The organism is Rhizorhabdus dicambivorans (genome assembly GCF_002355275.1).
GTDB classification, from domain to species: Bacteria; Pseudomonadota; Alphaproteobacteria; order Sphingomonadales; family Sphingomonadaceae; genus Rhizorhabdus; species Rhizorhabdus dicambivorans.
Genome location: NZ_CP023449.1, coordinates 408,924 through 422,994 on the forward strand (window position 1 = coordinate 408,924; position 14,071 = coordinate 422,994).

The following is a 14,071-nucleotide window of genomic DNA, read 5'->3' on the forward strand; positions in this document are numbered from 1 at the left end:
CTTTCGTCAGGATGACGGTTCATCCTCAACCCGGCGGCGGCAGGTTGAAGCGGTCGTCGGGGCGCTCCTCCGAACGGCGCAGCACGTCGTCGCTGCGGCCTGGGCGGGTCTCGACCGGCGGGGTGAGCAGCGCTGGGACGTCCGGCTGCGTCGCTGCGGTGGCGGGCTTGGGCGGCATGCTGTGGCCGTCGGCCGGCCGCAGCATGTCGCGCTTGCCGCAGGCGGCGAGCGCCAGCAGCAGGGTGGCGGCGAGCAGCGTGCGTATCGTCATGGCTCCATCCCCAATGCCGCCTTGGCCTCGGCGATGCGGGCGCGGACCTGATCGGGCGCGGTGCCGCCATGGCTGGCGCGGCTCGCCACCGACGCGTCGACCGAAAGCGCGCCGTAGACCCGCTCGTCGATCCGTTCGTCGATCGCCTTCAGCGCCTCGATCGGCAGCCGGTCAAGCGCCAGCCCCTCGGCTTCGGCCAGTTTCACCGCCGTGCCGGTGATGTGGTGCGCCTCGCGGAACGGGATGTCGGCGACGCGCACCAGCCAGTCGGCCAGGTCGGTCGCGGTCGAGAAGCCCTGTTCGGCGGCCTGGCGCAGGCGCGGCGTGACGAACTCGCAGGTCTCCACCATGCCGGTCATCGCCGCGATCGACAGCGCCAGCAGGTCGTGCGCCTCGAACACCGGCGGCTTGTCGTCCTGCATGTCCTTCGAATAGGCGAGCGGCAGGCCCTTCATCGTCATCACCAGCGCGGTCATGCAGCCGGCGATCCGGCCGCTATGGCCGCGCACCAGCTCGGCCGCGTCGGGGTTGCGCTTCTGCGGCATGATCGACGAGCCGGTCGAATAGCTGTCGGGCAGCTTGACGAAATTGTATGGCTGGCTCGCCCATACAATAAACTCCTCGGCGAGCCGCGACAGGTGCAGGCTCGCCTGGGTCGCCGCCATCAGATAGTCGAGCGCGAAATCGCGGTCGGACACCGAATCGAGGCTGTTGCGGGTCGGCCCGTCGAAGCCCAGCGCCGCCGCCGTCATCTCCCGGTCGATCGGGAAGCCGGTGCCGGCGAGCGCCGCCGAACCCAGCGGGCAGCGGTTGAGTCGAGCCCGCGCGTCGGCGAAGCGGCTGCGGTCGCGCGCCACCATCTCATGATAGGCCATCAGATGATGGCCTAAGGTGACAGGCTGGGCGACCTGGAGATGGGTGAAGCCTGGCATCACGCTGGCGGCATGTTCCTCGGCGCGGGTGACCAGCGCCACCTGAAGGGCGACCAGCCCGGCCTCGACCGAATCGATCGCATCGCGCACCCACAGCTTGAAATCGGTCGCCACCTGGTCGTTGCGCGAGCGGGCGGTGTGGAGGCGTCCGGCCGGCGCGCCGATCAGCTCGGCCAGCCGCCCCTCGGTCGCCATGTGGATGTCCTCGAGCGCCAGGTCGACCGGCACGCCTTGTTCGGCATATTCGGCGGCGACCTTGTCCAGCCCCTCCGAAATCGCGGCGGCATCGGCCTCGGTGACGATCTTCTGCTTCGCCAGCATCGCGACATGCGCCTTCGATCCGGCGATGTCCTGTTGCCAAAGCCGCTTGTCGAAGGGGATGGAGGCGTTAATCTCGCGCATCACCGCGGCGGGCCCTTCTGCGAAGCGCCCTCCCCACATCTTGTTGGAGTTGTTCGTGCGGCCGTTGATCGCCTGTCTCCTCGCTCTGGCGCTGGCCGCCTGCGATAGTAAACCGAAGGACGCCCCGCAAGGCGGCGTGCCCGCCGAATCGGTCGGCCGGGTCGATATTTCGCAGCGCGGCAAGGATATGCCCGCCATGCCCTTCCTCGACGGCAAGGGCGGGCCGGCGACGCTTACCCAGTTCCGGGGCAAGCCGCTGATGGTCAATCTGTGGGCGACATGGTGCGCGCCCTGCATCGCCGAGATGCCGCATCTCGACACGCTGGCGGGCGAGGACGACCGTTTCCGCCTGATCACCGTCAGCCAGGATCTGGAGGGCGCCAAGGTGGTCGCCCCCTTCTTCCGGGAAAAGGGCTTCAAGGCGCTTACCCAATATAGCGACCAGCAGAATGTGCTGATGGCCGCGCTCGGCACCGAGACGCTGCCGACCACCGTCTTCTATGACGCCAAGGGCAAGGAGCTGTGGCGCGTCTACGGCATGATGGACTGGAACGGCGCCCCCGCGAAGAAGCTGATCGGCGACGCGCTGGGCGGTTGAGCCGTCCGCCTTCGCCGGGGCCGGCCGTGCCGCGCGACGAAGGCGGGAGCGCCGCTCCCCTCAGGACAGGCGGTGCATCGCGCAGAGCTTGTTGCCGTCGGGATCGCGCAGATAGGCCAGGTAGAGCCGGAACGCGCCCATGTCGCGCACGCCGGGCGGGTCCTCGCAGCTGGTGCCGCCATTGGCGACGCCGGCCGCGTGCCACTGGTCGGCCTGTTCGGGCGATGCGGCGGCGAAGCCGATCGTGCCGCCATTGGCGTGGCAGGGCGGCTCGCCATCGATCGGCCTGGTGACGCCGAACATCCCGTTGGGCGACATCCAGAAGATCCGGTTCCTTTCGGTATCGACCCGCCCGGGCTTCACCCCCAGCGTGCCGAGCACTGAATCGTAGAAGCGCTTCGACGCTTCCAGGTCCCCGGTACCGACCATGACATGGCTGAACATTGGCAATCGTCTCCTCTCGTCGGGCCGATGATGGCATCGCCGGGGCGCCGCTGTCGATGGCGACCATTCTTGAAATGCAACGATCCCGTGCCGATCTGGGGAGCATGACCCAGCGCCAGCCCAGCCTCTACATCCCGCATGGCGGCGGCCCCTGCTTCTTCATGGACGATCCGGCCGGTACCTGGACCGGCATGGAGACCTTCCTGAAGGAATTGCCCGGCCGGCTGCCGGAGCCGCCCCGCGCGATCCTGATCGTCTCGGGCCATTGGGAGAGCGAGGGCTTCCTGTTCGGCGCCCATCCCCGGCCCGAACTGATCTTCGACTATTATGGCTTCCCGCCGCACACCTATCAGCTGAGCTGGCCCGCGCCCGGCGATCCGGCGCTGGCCGAACGCGCCGCCGGGCTGCTGCGCGCCGCCGGCTATGCCACCGGCACCGATCCTGATCGCGGCATCGACCATGGCGTGTTCGTGCCACTCAAGGTCGCCTTCCCCGATGCCGATGTCCCGGTGGTCGAAATGTCGCTCGACCAGGGGCTCGATCCGATGCTGGCCTGGTCGGCAGGCCGCGCGCTGCGTCCGCTGCGCGACGAGGGCGTGCTGATCCTGGGTGCGGGGATGAGCTTCCACAACCTGCCCGCCTATCGCCGGCCGCAGGCGAGCGAACCCTCGATCGCCTTCGACGACTGGCTGGCCGACGCGATCGCCGAGCCCGAAGGCCGTGGCGAACGGCTTGCCGGCTGGGTCAATGCCCCCGCCGCCCGCTTCGCCCATCCGCGCGAGGAGCATCTGCTGCCGCTGATGGTCGCGGCGGGCGCCTCCAAAGGGCCGGGGCGGCGTGTCTATGGCGAGATGGTGATGGACACGATGATCTCGGGGTTTGAATTCGCCTGAGCCGCCCGCGGCGGCAGCGACGATCAAAAAGCAGTGGCATTTCCCGGGCCGTTGCGCGAACCATCGCATCGTAACCCAGGAGGCACCATGGCAGCACCCGACGAACCCGGCCGCTTCCGGATCGAGGACGGCAGCTTCCTTGCCCTCGTCCTGATCGTCACCATCGGCTTCGCGCTCGTGGTGGCGCCGTTCTTCGGGGCGATCCTGTGGGGGGTCGTGCTCGCGCTGATGTTCGATCCGGTCTACCGCCGCATCCGCGACAGGATGCCGGGGCGGCCGAGCCTTGCCGCGCTGCTCACCCTGATGGTGGTCATCCTGATCGTGATCCTGCCGGCCGCCTTCCTCGGCACCGCGCTGATCCAGGAGTTCCTGACCGTCTATAACGCGGTCCAGTCGGGCCAGATCGATATCGCGAAGATGTTCGCCCAGGCCACCTCCGCGCTGCCGGACTGGGCGCAGGGCTGGCTCCAGGCCAATGGCTGGACCGATTTCGAAGGCGCGCGCCACCGGATCAGCGAGGCGCTGTCGGGCAGCTTAAGCTCGATCGCGGGCCGGGCGCTGGCGGTGGGGCAGGGGGCGCTCAACCTGGTGCTGATGCTGGGCGTGATGCTCTACCTCACCTTCTTCCTGATCCGCGACGGCGAGGCGCTGACCAAGCGGGTGATCCAGTCGATCCCGCTCGATTCCGACCGGCGCCGCGCCGTGTTCCGCAATTTCACCCTCGTCACCCGCGCGACGATCAAGGGCAGCCTGGTGGTCGCGATCGTCCAGGGCTTCATCGGCGGCGTCACCTTCTGGGCGCTGGGCATCGAGGGCGCCCTGCTGTGGGGCACGATCATGGGCGTCTTCTCGCTGGTCCCGGCGATCGGCTGCGGCATCGTCTGGGTGCCGGTCGCGCTCTATCTGCTCGCCACCGGCGCGCTGGCGAAGGGGCTGATCCTGATCGCGGCCGGGGTGCTGGTGATCGGCATGATCGACAATGTGCTGCGCCCGATCCTGGTCGGCCGCGATACCCGGCTGCCCGATTATGTCGTGCTGATCTCCACGCTGGGCGGGCTGCAGGTGTTCGGCTTCCACGGCTTCATCGTCGGGCCGGTGGTGGCGGCGCTGTTCATCGCCACCTGGGATATCGTCACCGAGCAGCGCAAGGCGGCGGCCTGAGTTATTCCGTCGCCCCGGCGGAGGCCGGGGCCGCAAGAGGCGCCTGCCTGACCGTCGCGGCAGGAACCGCCCACGGCCCCGGCCTCCGCCGGGGCGACGTCATGTCTACTGGATATCTACTGGATTTCCGGCGCGTGGAAGGGCGGGTTGAGCCGTTCGCGCCGGCGCTGGCGGTGTTTGCGCCACAGCCACCAGATCAGCAGGCAGGTGCCCGGCACCGGCAGCGCGATCAATATCTCGGTCTTGTAGGGCGCCATCGCCTTCAGCGCGCGGTCTACGGCAGGGCCGAACAGATAGCCGAGCGTGGTGAAGACCGCCGACCATAGCAGGCAGGCGAGCCCGTTGAGCGCGGCGAAGCGCCGGAGCGGGATGTGCGAAAGCCCGATCGCGATCGGGCTGACCACCCGGAAACCGTAGAGGAAGCGATAGGCGAAGATGAAGCCGGTCGGCCAGCGCTCGATGAAGCCCACCGCCCTGGCGAAGACCGGCTTCTGCCGGGCGTGGACCACGAAAGGCCGGTCGCGGAAGCGGCGGCCGATCTGGAAGAAGAGCTGATCGGCGAAGAAGGCGCCGAAGGCGGTGGCCAGGAAGGCGGCCCAGGCCGGGAACAACCCGTGATTGGCCATCACCCCGCCCGCCACCGCGGCGGTCTCGCCTTCGAAGCCCGCGCCCAGCGCGATCGCCCAGGGCCCGATCGCCGTGACAAGCTGTCCGATGTCCATCCGCTGCGCCGCCCCAAGCCCGTTGCCGCGCCTATAGCAGAGCTTCCGCGTCATCCCAGCGAAAGCTGGAATGACGAAAACAGGATGTTTGCGGCGTCTGTTACGGTCTCGCGGTTGCCCCCTGGCCATCGGGTCATTACATCGGCGCCATCTATTCGAAGGACCCTGAATGCTCCTGCTTCTCCTGCAGATTGCTGACCTGCTGCTGGGCGTGCTGCGCTGGATCATCATCATCCAGGCGATCATGTCGTGGCTGGTCGCGTTCAACGTGATCAACACCTATAACGACTTCGTCCGCCAGGTGCTCTACGCGCTCGACAAGATCACCGAGCCGATCTACCGGCCGATCCGCCGGATCATGCCCGATTTCGGCGCGCTTGACCTGTCGCCGCTGGTGGCGCTGCTGCTGATCATCATCCTGCAGATGGTGCTCAACCATGCCGCCCAGCAGGTGATGCTGGCGGGCGTCTGAGCGCCTGGGCCGAGGCGCCGGGCGGCCTGCATCTCGCGGTGCGCGCGACGCCGAAGGCGGGGCGTGATTCGATCGAGGGGATCGTTACCGCCGACGACGGGCGCGAGCGGCTGGCGATCCGGCTGGCCGCCGCGCCGAGCGACGGCGCCGCGAACGAGGCGCTGGTCCGGCTGGTCGCAAGGGCGCTGGGCGTGGCGAAGCGAGACGTGACGCTGGCCAGCGGGGCGACCGCGCGGCTAAAGAGGCTCCACATAGCGGGCGATCCGGCGAAACTTGCCGCCGCCCTCCAATCCATCATCAGGGAACAGCAATGAGCGCGGACATCATCGACGGCAAGGCATATGCGGCTGGGCTTCGCGGCAAGGTGGCGGCGATCGTACCCGGCTTCCGGGCTGCCGCCGGCCGCGCGCCGGGGCTCGCCGTGGTGCTGGTCGGTGAGGATCCGGCAAGCCAGGTCTATGTCCGCTCGAAGCACAAGGCGACGGTCGAGGCCGGGATGGAAAGCTTCGAGCATCGCCTGCCCGATACCGCCACCCAGGACGAACTGCTGGCGCTGGTCCGCCGGCTCAACGCCGACGACACGGTCGACGGCATCCTGGTCCAGCTGCCGCTGCCCGGCCATCTCGACGAGAATGAGGTGATCTCGACGATCGATCCCGACAAGGATGTCGATGGCTTCCATGTCGTCAACGCCGGCCGGCTCGCGGTCGGCCAGCATGGCTATGTGCCCTGCACGCCACTGGGCTGCCTGATGCTGCTCAAGGACAGGCTCGGCGATCTTTCCGGGCTGAACGCGGTGGTGATCGGCCGGTCGAACATTGTCGGCAAGCCGATGGCGCAGCTGCTGCTCGCCGAAAGCTGCACCGTCACCATCGCGCACAGCCGGACGAAGGATCTGGCCGACGTCGTGCGGCGCGCGGACATCGTCGTCGCGGCGGTCGGCCGGCCGGAGATGGTGAAGGGCGACTGGATCAAGCCCGGCGCTACGGTGATAGACGTGGGCATCAACCGGGTGCCGGGCGCGGAGCCGGGCAAGACGAAGCTGGTCGGCGACGTCGCCTATGCCGAGGCGGCCGGGGTCGCGGGCGCCATCACGCCGGTCCCGGGCGGGGTCGGGCCGATGACGATCGCGGTGCTGCTCCGCAATACGCTGGTCGCCGCGCACCGCCGTGCGGGCGTGCCCCTGGCGAAAGACGCGATTTGATCGCACTGTTCCTCTCGGCCTTCGTCACCCTGTTCGTGGTGATCGATCCTCCGGGCTGCGCGCCGATCTTCGCCAGCCTGACCCGCGACGCGCCCGATCGGCAGCGCCGCGCCATGGCGATCCGCTCGACCGGCATCGCCACGGTGCTGCTGTTCCTGTTCGCGCTGGTGGGGGAGAAGCTGCTCGACACGCTGGGCATCAGCCTCGACGCGTTCCGTATCGCGGGCGGCATCATGCTGTTCCTGATCGCGCTGGAGATGGTGTTCGAGAAGCGCACCGAACGGCGCGAGGGCCGCGCCGACGAGATCAGCCGCAAGGCCGCCGAGGAACGCCGCCCGATCGAGGACATCTCGGTCTTTCCGATGGCCATCCCGATGATCGCCGGGCCGGGATCGATCGCGACGGTGATGCTGCTGGTGTCGCGCAGCCACGGTATCGAACAGACCTTGCTGGTGCTCGGCGCACTGGTGGTGGTGCTGCTGCTGACCGGCGCGGCGCTGCTCGCGGCGGGCCCGATCATGCGGGTGCTGGGGCCGAAGCTGGAGGCGATGATCACCCGCATCCTGGGCGTATTGCTCGCCGCGCTCGCCGCCCAGTTCGTGATAGACGGGATCAGGGCCTCCTTCGGCGTGGCCTGAGCCGGGCGTCTACCCGATCCGCCTCCACAGCCGGTAGGGTGAGTTCTCCGGCAGTTCGACCGGCGTCAGCCAGGCCGGCACCTTGCCGTCGATCAGCTGCATGTAGAATCCGTGCGGCGCCCGGGCACGATAGATGGTCGATTCGGCCATGCCGGGGCAGAGCAGCAGCATCGTCGCGCCGCGTTTTTCCATCACCGCATGGGCGACTTCGGGCGACGCCGCGCGGAAGGCGTGCTGGACGTCGAGGATCGCCTCGCCGTTGCGATGATAGGGGCCGGCGACCGCGCTGTGCTTGGTCATCGTGATCAGGCGCGGGCCCAGATCGATGAAGGTCAGCATCGTCGCGGCCGGCAACTTGTCGAGCTGCGCGAGCGCCGGGATGGTCGAGCAGCGTCCGGGCCGGCTGCCGCCGTTGCGCGTGGCGTCGGCCTTGTCCCTGCGCTCCTGCTTGGCCGGCTTGGGGATCATCGCGATGAACGAGGCCATCTGCCCCGACAGCGCGAAGAAGGCCGCGAGCGTGCCACCCACCCGCACCAGCGACGATCCCGAATCGAGCAGCTTCGGCAGCAGCAGCCACCCCATCGCCGCCGCGCCATAGACGCCCATCAGCTGCGCCTGCGGCCCGAAGCGCGATTGCCAGAACAGGCCGAGCGTGGCGACCAGGCTGAGCAGCGCGATCGAGATCCAGGCCGGCGCCCGCGCGCTGCCGCGCGCGCGGATCGCGGCGATCATTGCGCCGATCGTGCCGATTAGCGGCAGCCAGCCGGTCTGGAGCGCGTCGCGCCACGGCTTGGTGTAGAGCGGCTTCACCTCGCGGATGTTGACGAACCACAGCTTTTCGAGCTCGGGCGAGATCTGCTCGGGCCGCCCCAGGCATTGCGGGAAGCTGGCCACGAAGAAACCGGCGATGATCGCGCCCGCCAGCAGGAGCAGGCCGAGGCGCAGGGCGCGCGCGCCGGCCGGCAGGAAGCTCAGCGCCGTCAGCAGCGCGGCGGTCAGCAGCAGCGTCGAAAGCCAGACCGGCGACAGCACGTCGCAGACTATCGCGCGGTTGTCGTGCGAGGCGAAGCCGCCGAAGGCGATCGCGCAGCCGCCCGCCAGGGTGACCGCATAGGCGCGCATACGGGCGGTTTCCCCGCCGTCCCACACCCAGCGCAGCGCGATCGAGGCGCCGGCCAGCGCCATCAGCGGGATCAGCTCCAGCCCGATGCCGAGCGAGACGGCGGTGGCCAGCCCGGCGGTGGCGCCGCCGCGCCGCCCGTCGCGATCGGCGAGGCCGGCGACGACCAGCGCCAGCATCGCCAGCTGCCAGCCATGATGGTCGATCCGCAGCGGCATCCACATGAACAGGCTGGTCTGCGCGCACATCAGCACCGCGAAGGCGATCGGATAGGCGCGTGGGTGGATGATCCGCCGCGCCGTCAGGATCACCGCCCACAGCGCGGGCGCCAGCGCCAGCATCGGGGCGACCGCGCAGGCGATCCGGACCGCGGTGAACTCTCCCACCAGCGGGCGGAAGATCAGCAGCAGCCCCGCGATCGGCAGGTCGACGATCCGCGACCAGTGGATGTTCAGGCCGTCCGGCGGCGCGAGCTTGTGTTGGCGCAGGTCGAACCAGCCCTGCCCGTGGAGCCAGGCCTGGACCTGGGCCAGCCGCATGTTGTCATCGGTGTCGCTGAGCGCGAGCCAGCGGATCTGGCCCCATTTATAGCCGACGAAATAGACGCAGACGCCCAGGAACAGCAGGACGAAGACGAGTCGCCAGCGGCGCTCGATCCAGGCCATCAGCCGATCCTCGAAGTCCTGCTTGTCCGCGTCCCCCATCCGGTTGCCGATAGGCGGGCGCGGCGCCGCCCGCAACCGCGATGCGCGACCGCGCGCACGGCTTCGTTCGGGCTGCGTTCAGATTGGGCGTGTCCTACTGCACCCATCCGGCAACGGATACGCGGGGACCGGACTGGCAATTTCCACCCCTCGGGAGACGCTCCTTCGGGGTTCCCTTTCCCCGGGGAGCGCTTTCCGGGGTGGGGGGTAACCCTCTCCCATCTTCATGGGAGAGGGTTGGGTGAGGGTCTTCTTCTTTCCTGGGCTTCGGCTTGAAGTGCGCTCAGCAGGGTCGCCAAAACGCCTTCGAAATTCTCGATCACCTCGTTGTTCCAGAAGCGGATGACGCGATAGCCTCGAGTTTCGAAAAGGCTGTCCGGCGCGCGTCGGCTTGCTCGTCATGCTGCCCGCCGTCCAATTCGACGATCAGCCTTGCTTCGTTGCACAGGAAATCGACGACGAATGGGCCGATCGTCGACTGCCGCCGAAATTTGAAGCCACCAAATCGGCGCCCTCTCAGCGCCAGCCAGAGCGTGCGTTCGACGTCGGTCATATCGCGGCGAAGGCGCGCGGCGTGGGGACTGATCTGACGGCGAAGGGGATGCATGGATAAAGGGTAGAAACAAGACCCTCACCCAACCCTCTCCCGCGAAGGCGGGAGAGGGCTAAGAAGGGGGTTTCGCTCCCCGCTTGTCCCCCTCACGCTTTTGTGGAAAAGCGCCGCCATCCTATGGCCGACACGCCTTTCCTCTCGCGCGAACGGATGGCGCTGCTCGGCCAGCTGATCCGCTATGCGATCACCGGCGTGCTCGCCTCGATCGTCAATATCGGCATCTATCACGCGCTGGTGCGGCTGACGGGGATGGACCCGAACCTGGCCTGGACCTGCGGCTTCGTCGGCGCGGCGGCGACCGGCTATGTCATCCATGGCCAGTGGAGCTTCAAGGGGCATGGCGGGCGCGACCGGCAGGCGATGCGGATCGCCCGCTTCGCCATCGTCTCGCTGATCAGCTTCGCGCTCAATAGCCTGTGGGTGTGGCTGCTCGTCCAGCATATGGACCTTCCGATCTGGGCGCCCTATCCCCCGGTGTTATGCGTGACGCCGCTCCTGGTCTTCTGGCTGAACCGCCAATGGGTGTTCGAATGAGCATGCCGCTCGTCTCGATCATCGCCCCCGTCAAAGACGAGGAGGAGGCGATCGCCCCGTTCGTGGCGCGGGTCGGCCAGGTGCTCGACGGGCTGCGTAACCCCGACGGCTCGGTCGTGGGCTGGGAAATCCTGTTTATCGACGACGGCAGCACTGACCGGACGATGGCGGCGATCCTGGTCGCGCACGATGCCGATCCCCGCATCGGCGCGCTGTCGCTGTCGCGCAATTTCGGCAAGGAGGCCGCGCTCTCGGCGGGAATCGACAATGCGCGCGGCGCCGTCGTCATCCCGATCGACGTCGACATGCAGGACCCGCCCGAGGTGATCGGCGCGATGATCGACAAATGGCGCGACGGCTATGAGGTTGTCTATGGCGTGCGGCGCAACCGCATGACCGACAGCCTGCCCAAGCGGCTGACCGCGGACCTTTATTATCGCGCGCACAACTGGCTCTCGATGGACAAGATTCCCGAGCATGCCGGCGATTTCCGCCTGCTCGACCGCAAGGTTGTCGAGGTGATCAGGCGCATGCCCGAGCGCAACCGCTTCATGAAGGGCCTGTTCGCCTGGTCGGGCTTCCGCCAGACCGCTGTCGAATATGACCGGGCCGAGCGCGCGGTCGGCACCACCAAGTTCAACTATTGGAAGCTGTGGCAGCTCGCGATCGACGGCATCACCTCGGCCTCGACCGCGCCCCTGCGCGTCTGGTCCTATCTTGGCGCGATCATCGCGGTGGTGGCGCTGGTCTATGCGGTCTTCATCGGCCTGCGCACGATCATCTATGGCGCCGACGTCGCCGGCTATCCGTCGCTGATGGTGGCGATCCTGTTCCTCGGCGGCGTGCAGCTGCTCTCGCTTGGCATCCTCGGCGAATATGTCGGCCGTATCCTGGTCGAGACCAAACACCGGCCGATCTATATCATCCGCCAGCGGGTGGGCTGCGACGATGCCGACCAGCGGGACGCCGGCTGATGGACCGCGCCACCTATGACCGGATGGCCGAGATCGACCAGACCCACTGGTGGTTCGTCGCCCGCCGCCGGATCATCGCCGCGCTGATCGAGAAGCATCGCCCGAAGCCCGGGCCGCTGCGCATCCTGGAGGTCGGCGCCGGCACCGGATCGAACCTCGCCTTGCTCCAGCGCTACGGCACGGTCGACGCGATCGAGCCCGATGACGGCGCGCGGGGCTTTGCCGAGGCGCGCAGCGGGCTGAAGCTGAAGGGCGGCTATCTGCCGGACGTGCCGCTCGACGACGGCGCCTATGACCTGATCGTGCTGCTCGACGTGCTCGAGCATATTCCCGGCGACGTCGAGGCGCTGACCTATCTTCGCGGCAAGCTGGCGCCAGGCGGCCGCATCCTCGTCACCGTGCCGGGCGCCCCTTGGATGTGGAGCGCGCACGACGTCGCCCATCATCACCAGCGCCGCTATACCGGGGCGCGGCTGCGCTCGGTGTTCGGGCAGGCGGGGCTGAAGCCGCGCTATATGAGCCATTTCAACTCGGTGCTGTTCCCGCTGATCGCGGCGGTGCGCGCGCTGGGCAAGCTCACCGGCAAGGAAGGCGGCGACGATGCGATGCCATCGAAGCCGGTCAATGCCGCGCTGGCCGCGCTGTTCGGTGCCGAGCGCCACTGGGTGGCGAGCCTGCCGGTGCCGTTCGGCGTGTCGATCGCGATCGTGGCCGAGCCGGGGGTTTAGGCAGGACTTCCGTCGTTCCCGCGCAGTCTCCGCCGAACCTGCGCGATCGGCTCATGGGATCGGGTCGACATTCTCGATCTTGTAGAGCGCGCCGCGCTCGCCGCCGTTCCAGATCAGCTTGAGGGTGGGATCGTTGATCGGCCAGTGATCGCGCGAGGCGTTGATCAGCCAGAGATAGTCGAACGCGGCGCGCGGGAAGAGCGCGACCGAGCTTTCGATGCTGCGCGCGCGGGGCGCCCGGCAACGGCGCGGGCGCATCACCTGGGTCGGGTCCTCGGCATAGCCCTTGGCGGGGGCATATTCGATCGAGAGCAGCTGTGCGCCCGGCATCGTCCACTGGCCGTTGACGAAGGCCTCGCGCCGAACGATCGCCATCGCGCCGAGATGCTCCAGGCGCGGCGATTCCCAGCGGCTCAGGCAGGGCAGCTCGACCAGCGCGAACACGCGGGCATGGCGATCGACATGGTCGAGCGCGGCGAGCTGGCCCTCCTGGAAATCGGCGAAGCCGGCGAAGCGGTCGGTCGATTGCCAGACCCGCACCCCGAAGACGAGCAGCGCGATCGCGGCGATGGTGCCGAGCGCGATCCGGTTGGTGGTGCGCGGCACCAGCCCGATCACCCCGATCGCGATGACATAGGGCGCCAGCCGCATGTCGGCATAGGCCGATCCGATCACGATGCGCGGCATCAATATATAGGCGATGATCAGCACCAGGCAGGCGACGCCCAGCGTCCGGCGCATGTTGACGCCGATCTGGCGCCAGCCGATTGAGCCGATGCCGAACAGCACCAGCAGGATCAGTACGCCGACCAGGATGATGTCGAACTCCATCCAGTGGGTGCGCAGCGAGGAGACGAGATAGACATATTTCGCCTTCCAGTTGAACCAGTCGAGCGTCTCGCCCTGCACGTCGCCCGATCGCCACAGGATCATCAGCAGCATCGGCGGGGCGAGCGGCAGGCAGTGCAGCACGCCGCGCCACAGCGATGCTCCGAAGCCGCGCCCTTCGACGTCGCGCATCCGCACGATCTCGGCCGAGAAGGCGAGCAGGCCCAGCACCCCCCAGGCGAAACCGTGGCACAGCCAGATCACGCCGCCGATCGGCAGGAACAGCGCGGCGCGCAGCCGGATGCGGCCCATCCGGGCCAGGTACAGCCATAGCGCGAAGGCGTTGAGCGCCAGCGCCATGCCCAGCACATAGTTGATGAAGCCCCATTGGAAGGGCCAGCAATAGGCGAAGGGCGCCACCAGCCCGGCGGTGGCGGGCAGCCGGCCATGCACCTCGCGCGCGATCAGCAGCAGCCCGGTCAGGGTCAACGGCGGCACCGCCATCACGATCAGCTTCACCCCCAGTTCGAGGCCGAAGATCTTCGACATCGGGATGATCAGCAGATCGACGCCGAGATTGCCCATCAGCGCCCAGCGGAAGCTGAAATATTCGGTGAGCAGCGGCGAGCCGGGATCGGCCAGCTCGACCCGGTAGCGGCCCATATGCCCCATCAGGTCGACGAGCGGCGGCACCTGCGGCTGGATCAGCGGCACGATTGCGATCAGCGCCAGGAAGGCGATGTACCATGGCTGTGTCCACCAGCCGGGCGGCGGCGTTACGGGCGGGGTGGAGCGGAACATCGCCTTTCGCCCTTATGTCGGGCGGGGGGCGG

General features: G+C 68.1%; 16 protein-coding genes and 1 pseudogene. 10 read left to right on the top strand and 7 right to left on the bottom strand.

From position 1 onward, the window contains the following. Window positions 1-25: 25 nt before the first annotated feature. Entirely contained in the window at window positions 26-271 is a 246-nt protein-coding gene (locus CMV14_RS01895) for a hypothetical protein (protein WP_066960098.1), read from the bottom strand. Continuing rightward, a complete protein-coding gene (argH, locus tag CMV14_RS01900; RefSeq protein WP_066960101.1) occupies window positions 268-1,644 on the bottom strand; it encodes an argininosuccinate lyase in 1,377 nt (458 codons plus the stop codon). Before argH ends, CMV14_RS01895 begins: the two co-directional genes overlap by 4 nt. Before the next feature lie 16 nt (window positions 1,645-1,660). Here argH and CMV14_RS01905 point away from each other — a divergent pair, with 16 nt between their 5' ends. Then, window positions 1,661-2,203 (top strand): TlpA family protein disulfide reductase, encoded by a 543-nt coding sequence (locus tag CMV14_RS01905; protein WP_238147157.1) that lies wholly within the window; start codon window positions 1,661-1,663, stop codon window positions 2,201-2,203. A 60-nt stretch (window positions 2,204-2,263) separates the two neighbouring features. On the opposite strand, the gene CMV14_RS01910 is transcribed toward CMV14_RS01905, so the two are convergent. After that, window positions 2,264-2,647: a VOC family protein gene (locus tag CMV14_RS01910; RefSeq protein WP_066960104.1), complete on the bottom strand. Its 384-nt coding sequence runs from the start codon at window positions 2,645-2,647 to the stop codon at window positions 2,264-2,266. Between the two features lie 74 nt (window positions 2,648-2,721). Here CMV14_RS01910 and CMV14_RS01915 point away from each other — a divergent pair, with 74 nt between their 5' ends. Then, window positions 2,722-3,540: a DODA-type extradiol aromatic ring-opening family dioxygenase gene (locus tag CMV14_RS01915; protein WP_066960421.1), complete on the top strand. Its 819-nt coding sequence runs from the start codon at window positions 2,722-2,724 to the stop codon at window positions 3,538-3,540. Window positions 3,541-3,627: 87 nt separating this feature from the next. Beyond that, window positions 3,628-4,701: an AI-2E family transporter gene (locus CMV14_RS01920; RefSeq protein ID WP_066960107.1), complete on the top strand. Its 1,074-nt coding sequence runs from the start codon at window positions 3,628-3,630 to the stop codon at window positions 4,699-4,701. A gap of 116 nt (window positions 4,702-4,817) precedes the next feature. On the opposite strand, the gene CMV14_RS01925 is transcribed toward CMV14_RS01920, so the two are convergent. Beyond that, complete coding sequence (locus CMV14_RS01925) at window positions 4,818-5,423, bottom strand: DedA family protein (protein WP_066960424.1); 606 nt, start codon at window positions 5,421-5,423, stop codon at window positions 4,818-4,820. 169 nt (window positions 5,424-5,592) lie between these two features. Between CMV14_RS01925 and CMV14_RS01930 the strand changes: the two genes are divergently transcribed. From CMV14_RS01930 to CMV14_RS01945, 4 genes are read left to right on the top strand one after another with little or no spacing between them, the layout of a single operon-like run. Continuing rightward, on the top strand, window positions 5,593-5,895 hold the full coding sequence (locus tag CMV14_RS01930; RefSeq protein WP_066960110.1) for a YggT family protein: 303 nt from the start codon (window positions 5,593-5,595) through the stop codon (window positions 5,893-5,895). Between the two features lie 38 nt (window positions 5,896-5,933). After that, on the top strand, window positions 5,934-6,209 hold the full coding sequence (locus CMV14_RS01935; RefSeq protein WP_238147162.1) for a DUF167 family protein: 276 nt from the start codon (window positions 5,934-5,936) through the stop codon (window positions 6,207-6,209). Then, window positions 6,206-7,099 (top strand): bifunctional methylenetetrahydrofolate dehydrogenase/methenyltetrahydrofolate cyclohydrolase FolD, encoded by an 894-nt coding sequence (gene folD / locus CMV14_RS01940; protein WP_066960115.1) that lies wholly within the window; start codon window positions 6,206-6,208, stop codon window positions 7,097-7,099. Before CMV14_RS01935 ends, folD begins: the two co-directional genes overlap by 4 nt. Then, window positions 7,096-7,737: a MarC family protein gene (locus CMV14_RS01945; protein ID WP_066960118.1), complete on the top strand. Its 642-nt coding sequence runs from the start codon at window positions 7,096-7,098 to the stop codon at window positions 7,735-7,737. The genes folD and CMV14_RS01945 overlap by 4 nt, the downstream gene beginning before the upstream one ends. A 9-nt stretch (window positions 7,738-7,746) precedes the next feature. On the opposite strand, the gene CMV14_RS01950 is transcribed toward CMV14_RS01945, so the two are convergent. Together CMV14_RS01950 and CMV14_RS27535 are read right to left on the bottom strand one after the other, a co-directional pair. Next, on the bottom strand, window positions 7,747-9,522 hold the full coding sequence (locus CMV14_RS01950; protein ID WP_176488967.1) for an AcrB/AcrD/AcrF family protein: 1,776 nt from the start codon (window positions 9,520-9,522) through the stop codon (window positions 7,747-7,749). A 263-nt stretch (window positions 9,523-9,785) separates the two neighbouring features. Beyond that, a pseudogene (locus CMV14_RS27535) lies at window positions 9,786-10,168 on the bottom strand (endonuclease domain-containing protein). 123 nt (window positions 10,169-10,291) lie between these two features. Here CMV14_RS27535 and CMV14_RS01960 point away from each other — a divergent pair. The 3 genes from CMV14_RS01960 to CMV14_RS01970 are packed head-to-tail and all read left to right on the top strand — an operon-like array spanning window position 10,292 to window position 12,410. Then, window positions 10,292-10,708, top strand: coding sequence for a GtrA family protein (locus CMV14_RS01960; protein WP_066960126.1), 417 nt, complete (start codon window positions 10,292-10,294; stop codon window positions 10,706-10,708). Continuing rightward, complete coding sequence (locus CMV14_RS01965; protein ID WP_176488968.1) at window positions 10,705-11,682, top strand: glycosyltransferase family 2 protein; 978 nt, start codon at window positions 10,705-10,707, stop codon at window positions 11,680-11,682. The genes CMV14_RS01960 and CMV14_RS01965 overlap by 4 nt, the downstream gene beginning before the upstream one ends. Next, window positions 11,682-12,410, top strand: coding sequence for a class I SAM-dependent methyltransferase (locus CMV14_RS01970; RefSeq protein ID WP_066960132.1), 729 nt, complete (start codon window positions 11,682-11,684; stop codon window positions 12,408-12,410). The genes CMV14_RS01965 and CMV14_RS01970 overlap by 1 nt, the downstream gene beginning before the upstream one ends. A 51-nt stretch (window positions 12,411-12,461) precedes the next feature. Here the strand turns inward: CMV14_RS01970 and CMV14_RS01975 are convergent, their stop codons facing one another. Beyond that, window positions 12,462-14,039: a hypothetical protein gene (locus CMV14_RS01975; RefSeq protein ID WP_066960135.1), complete on the bottom strand. Its 1,578-nt coding sequence runs from the start codon at window positions 14,037-14,039 to the stop codon at window positions 12,462-12,464. Window positions 14,040-14,071 lie beyond the last annotated feature (32 nt).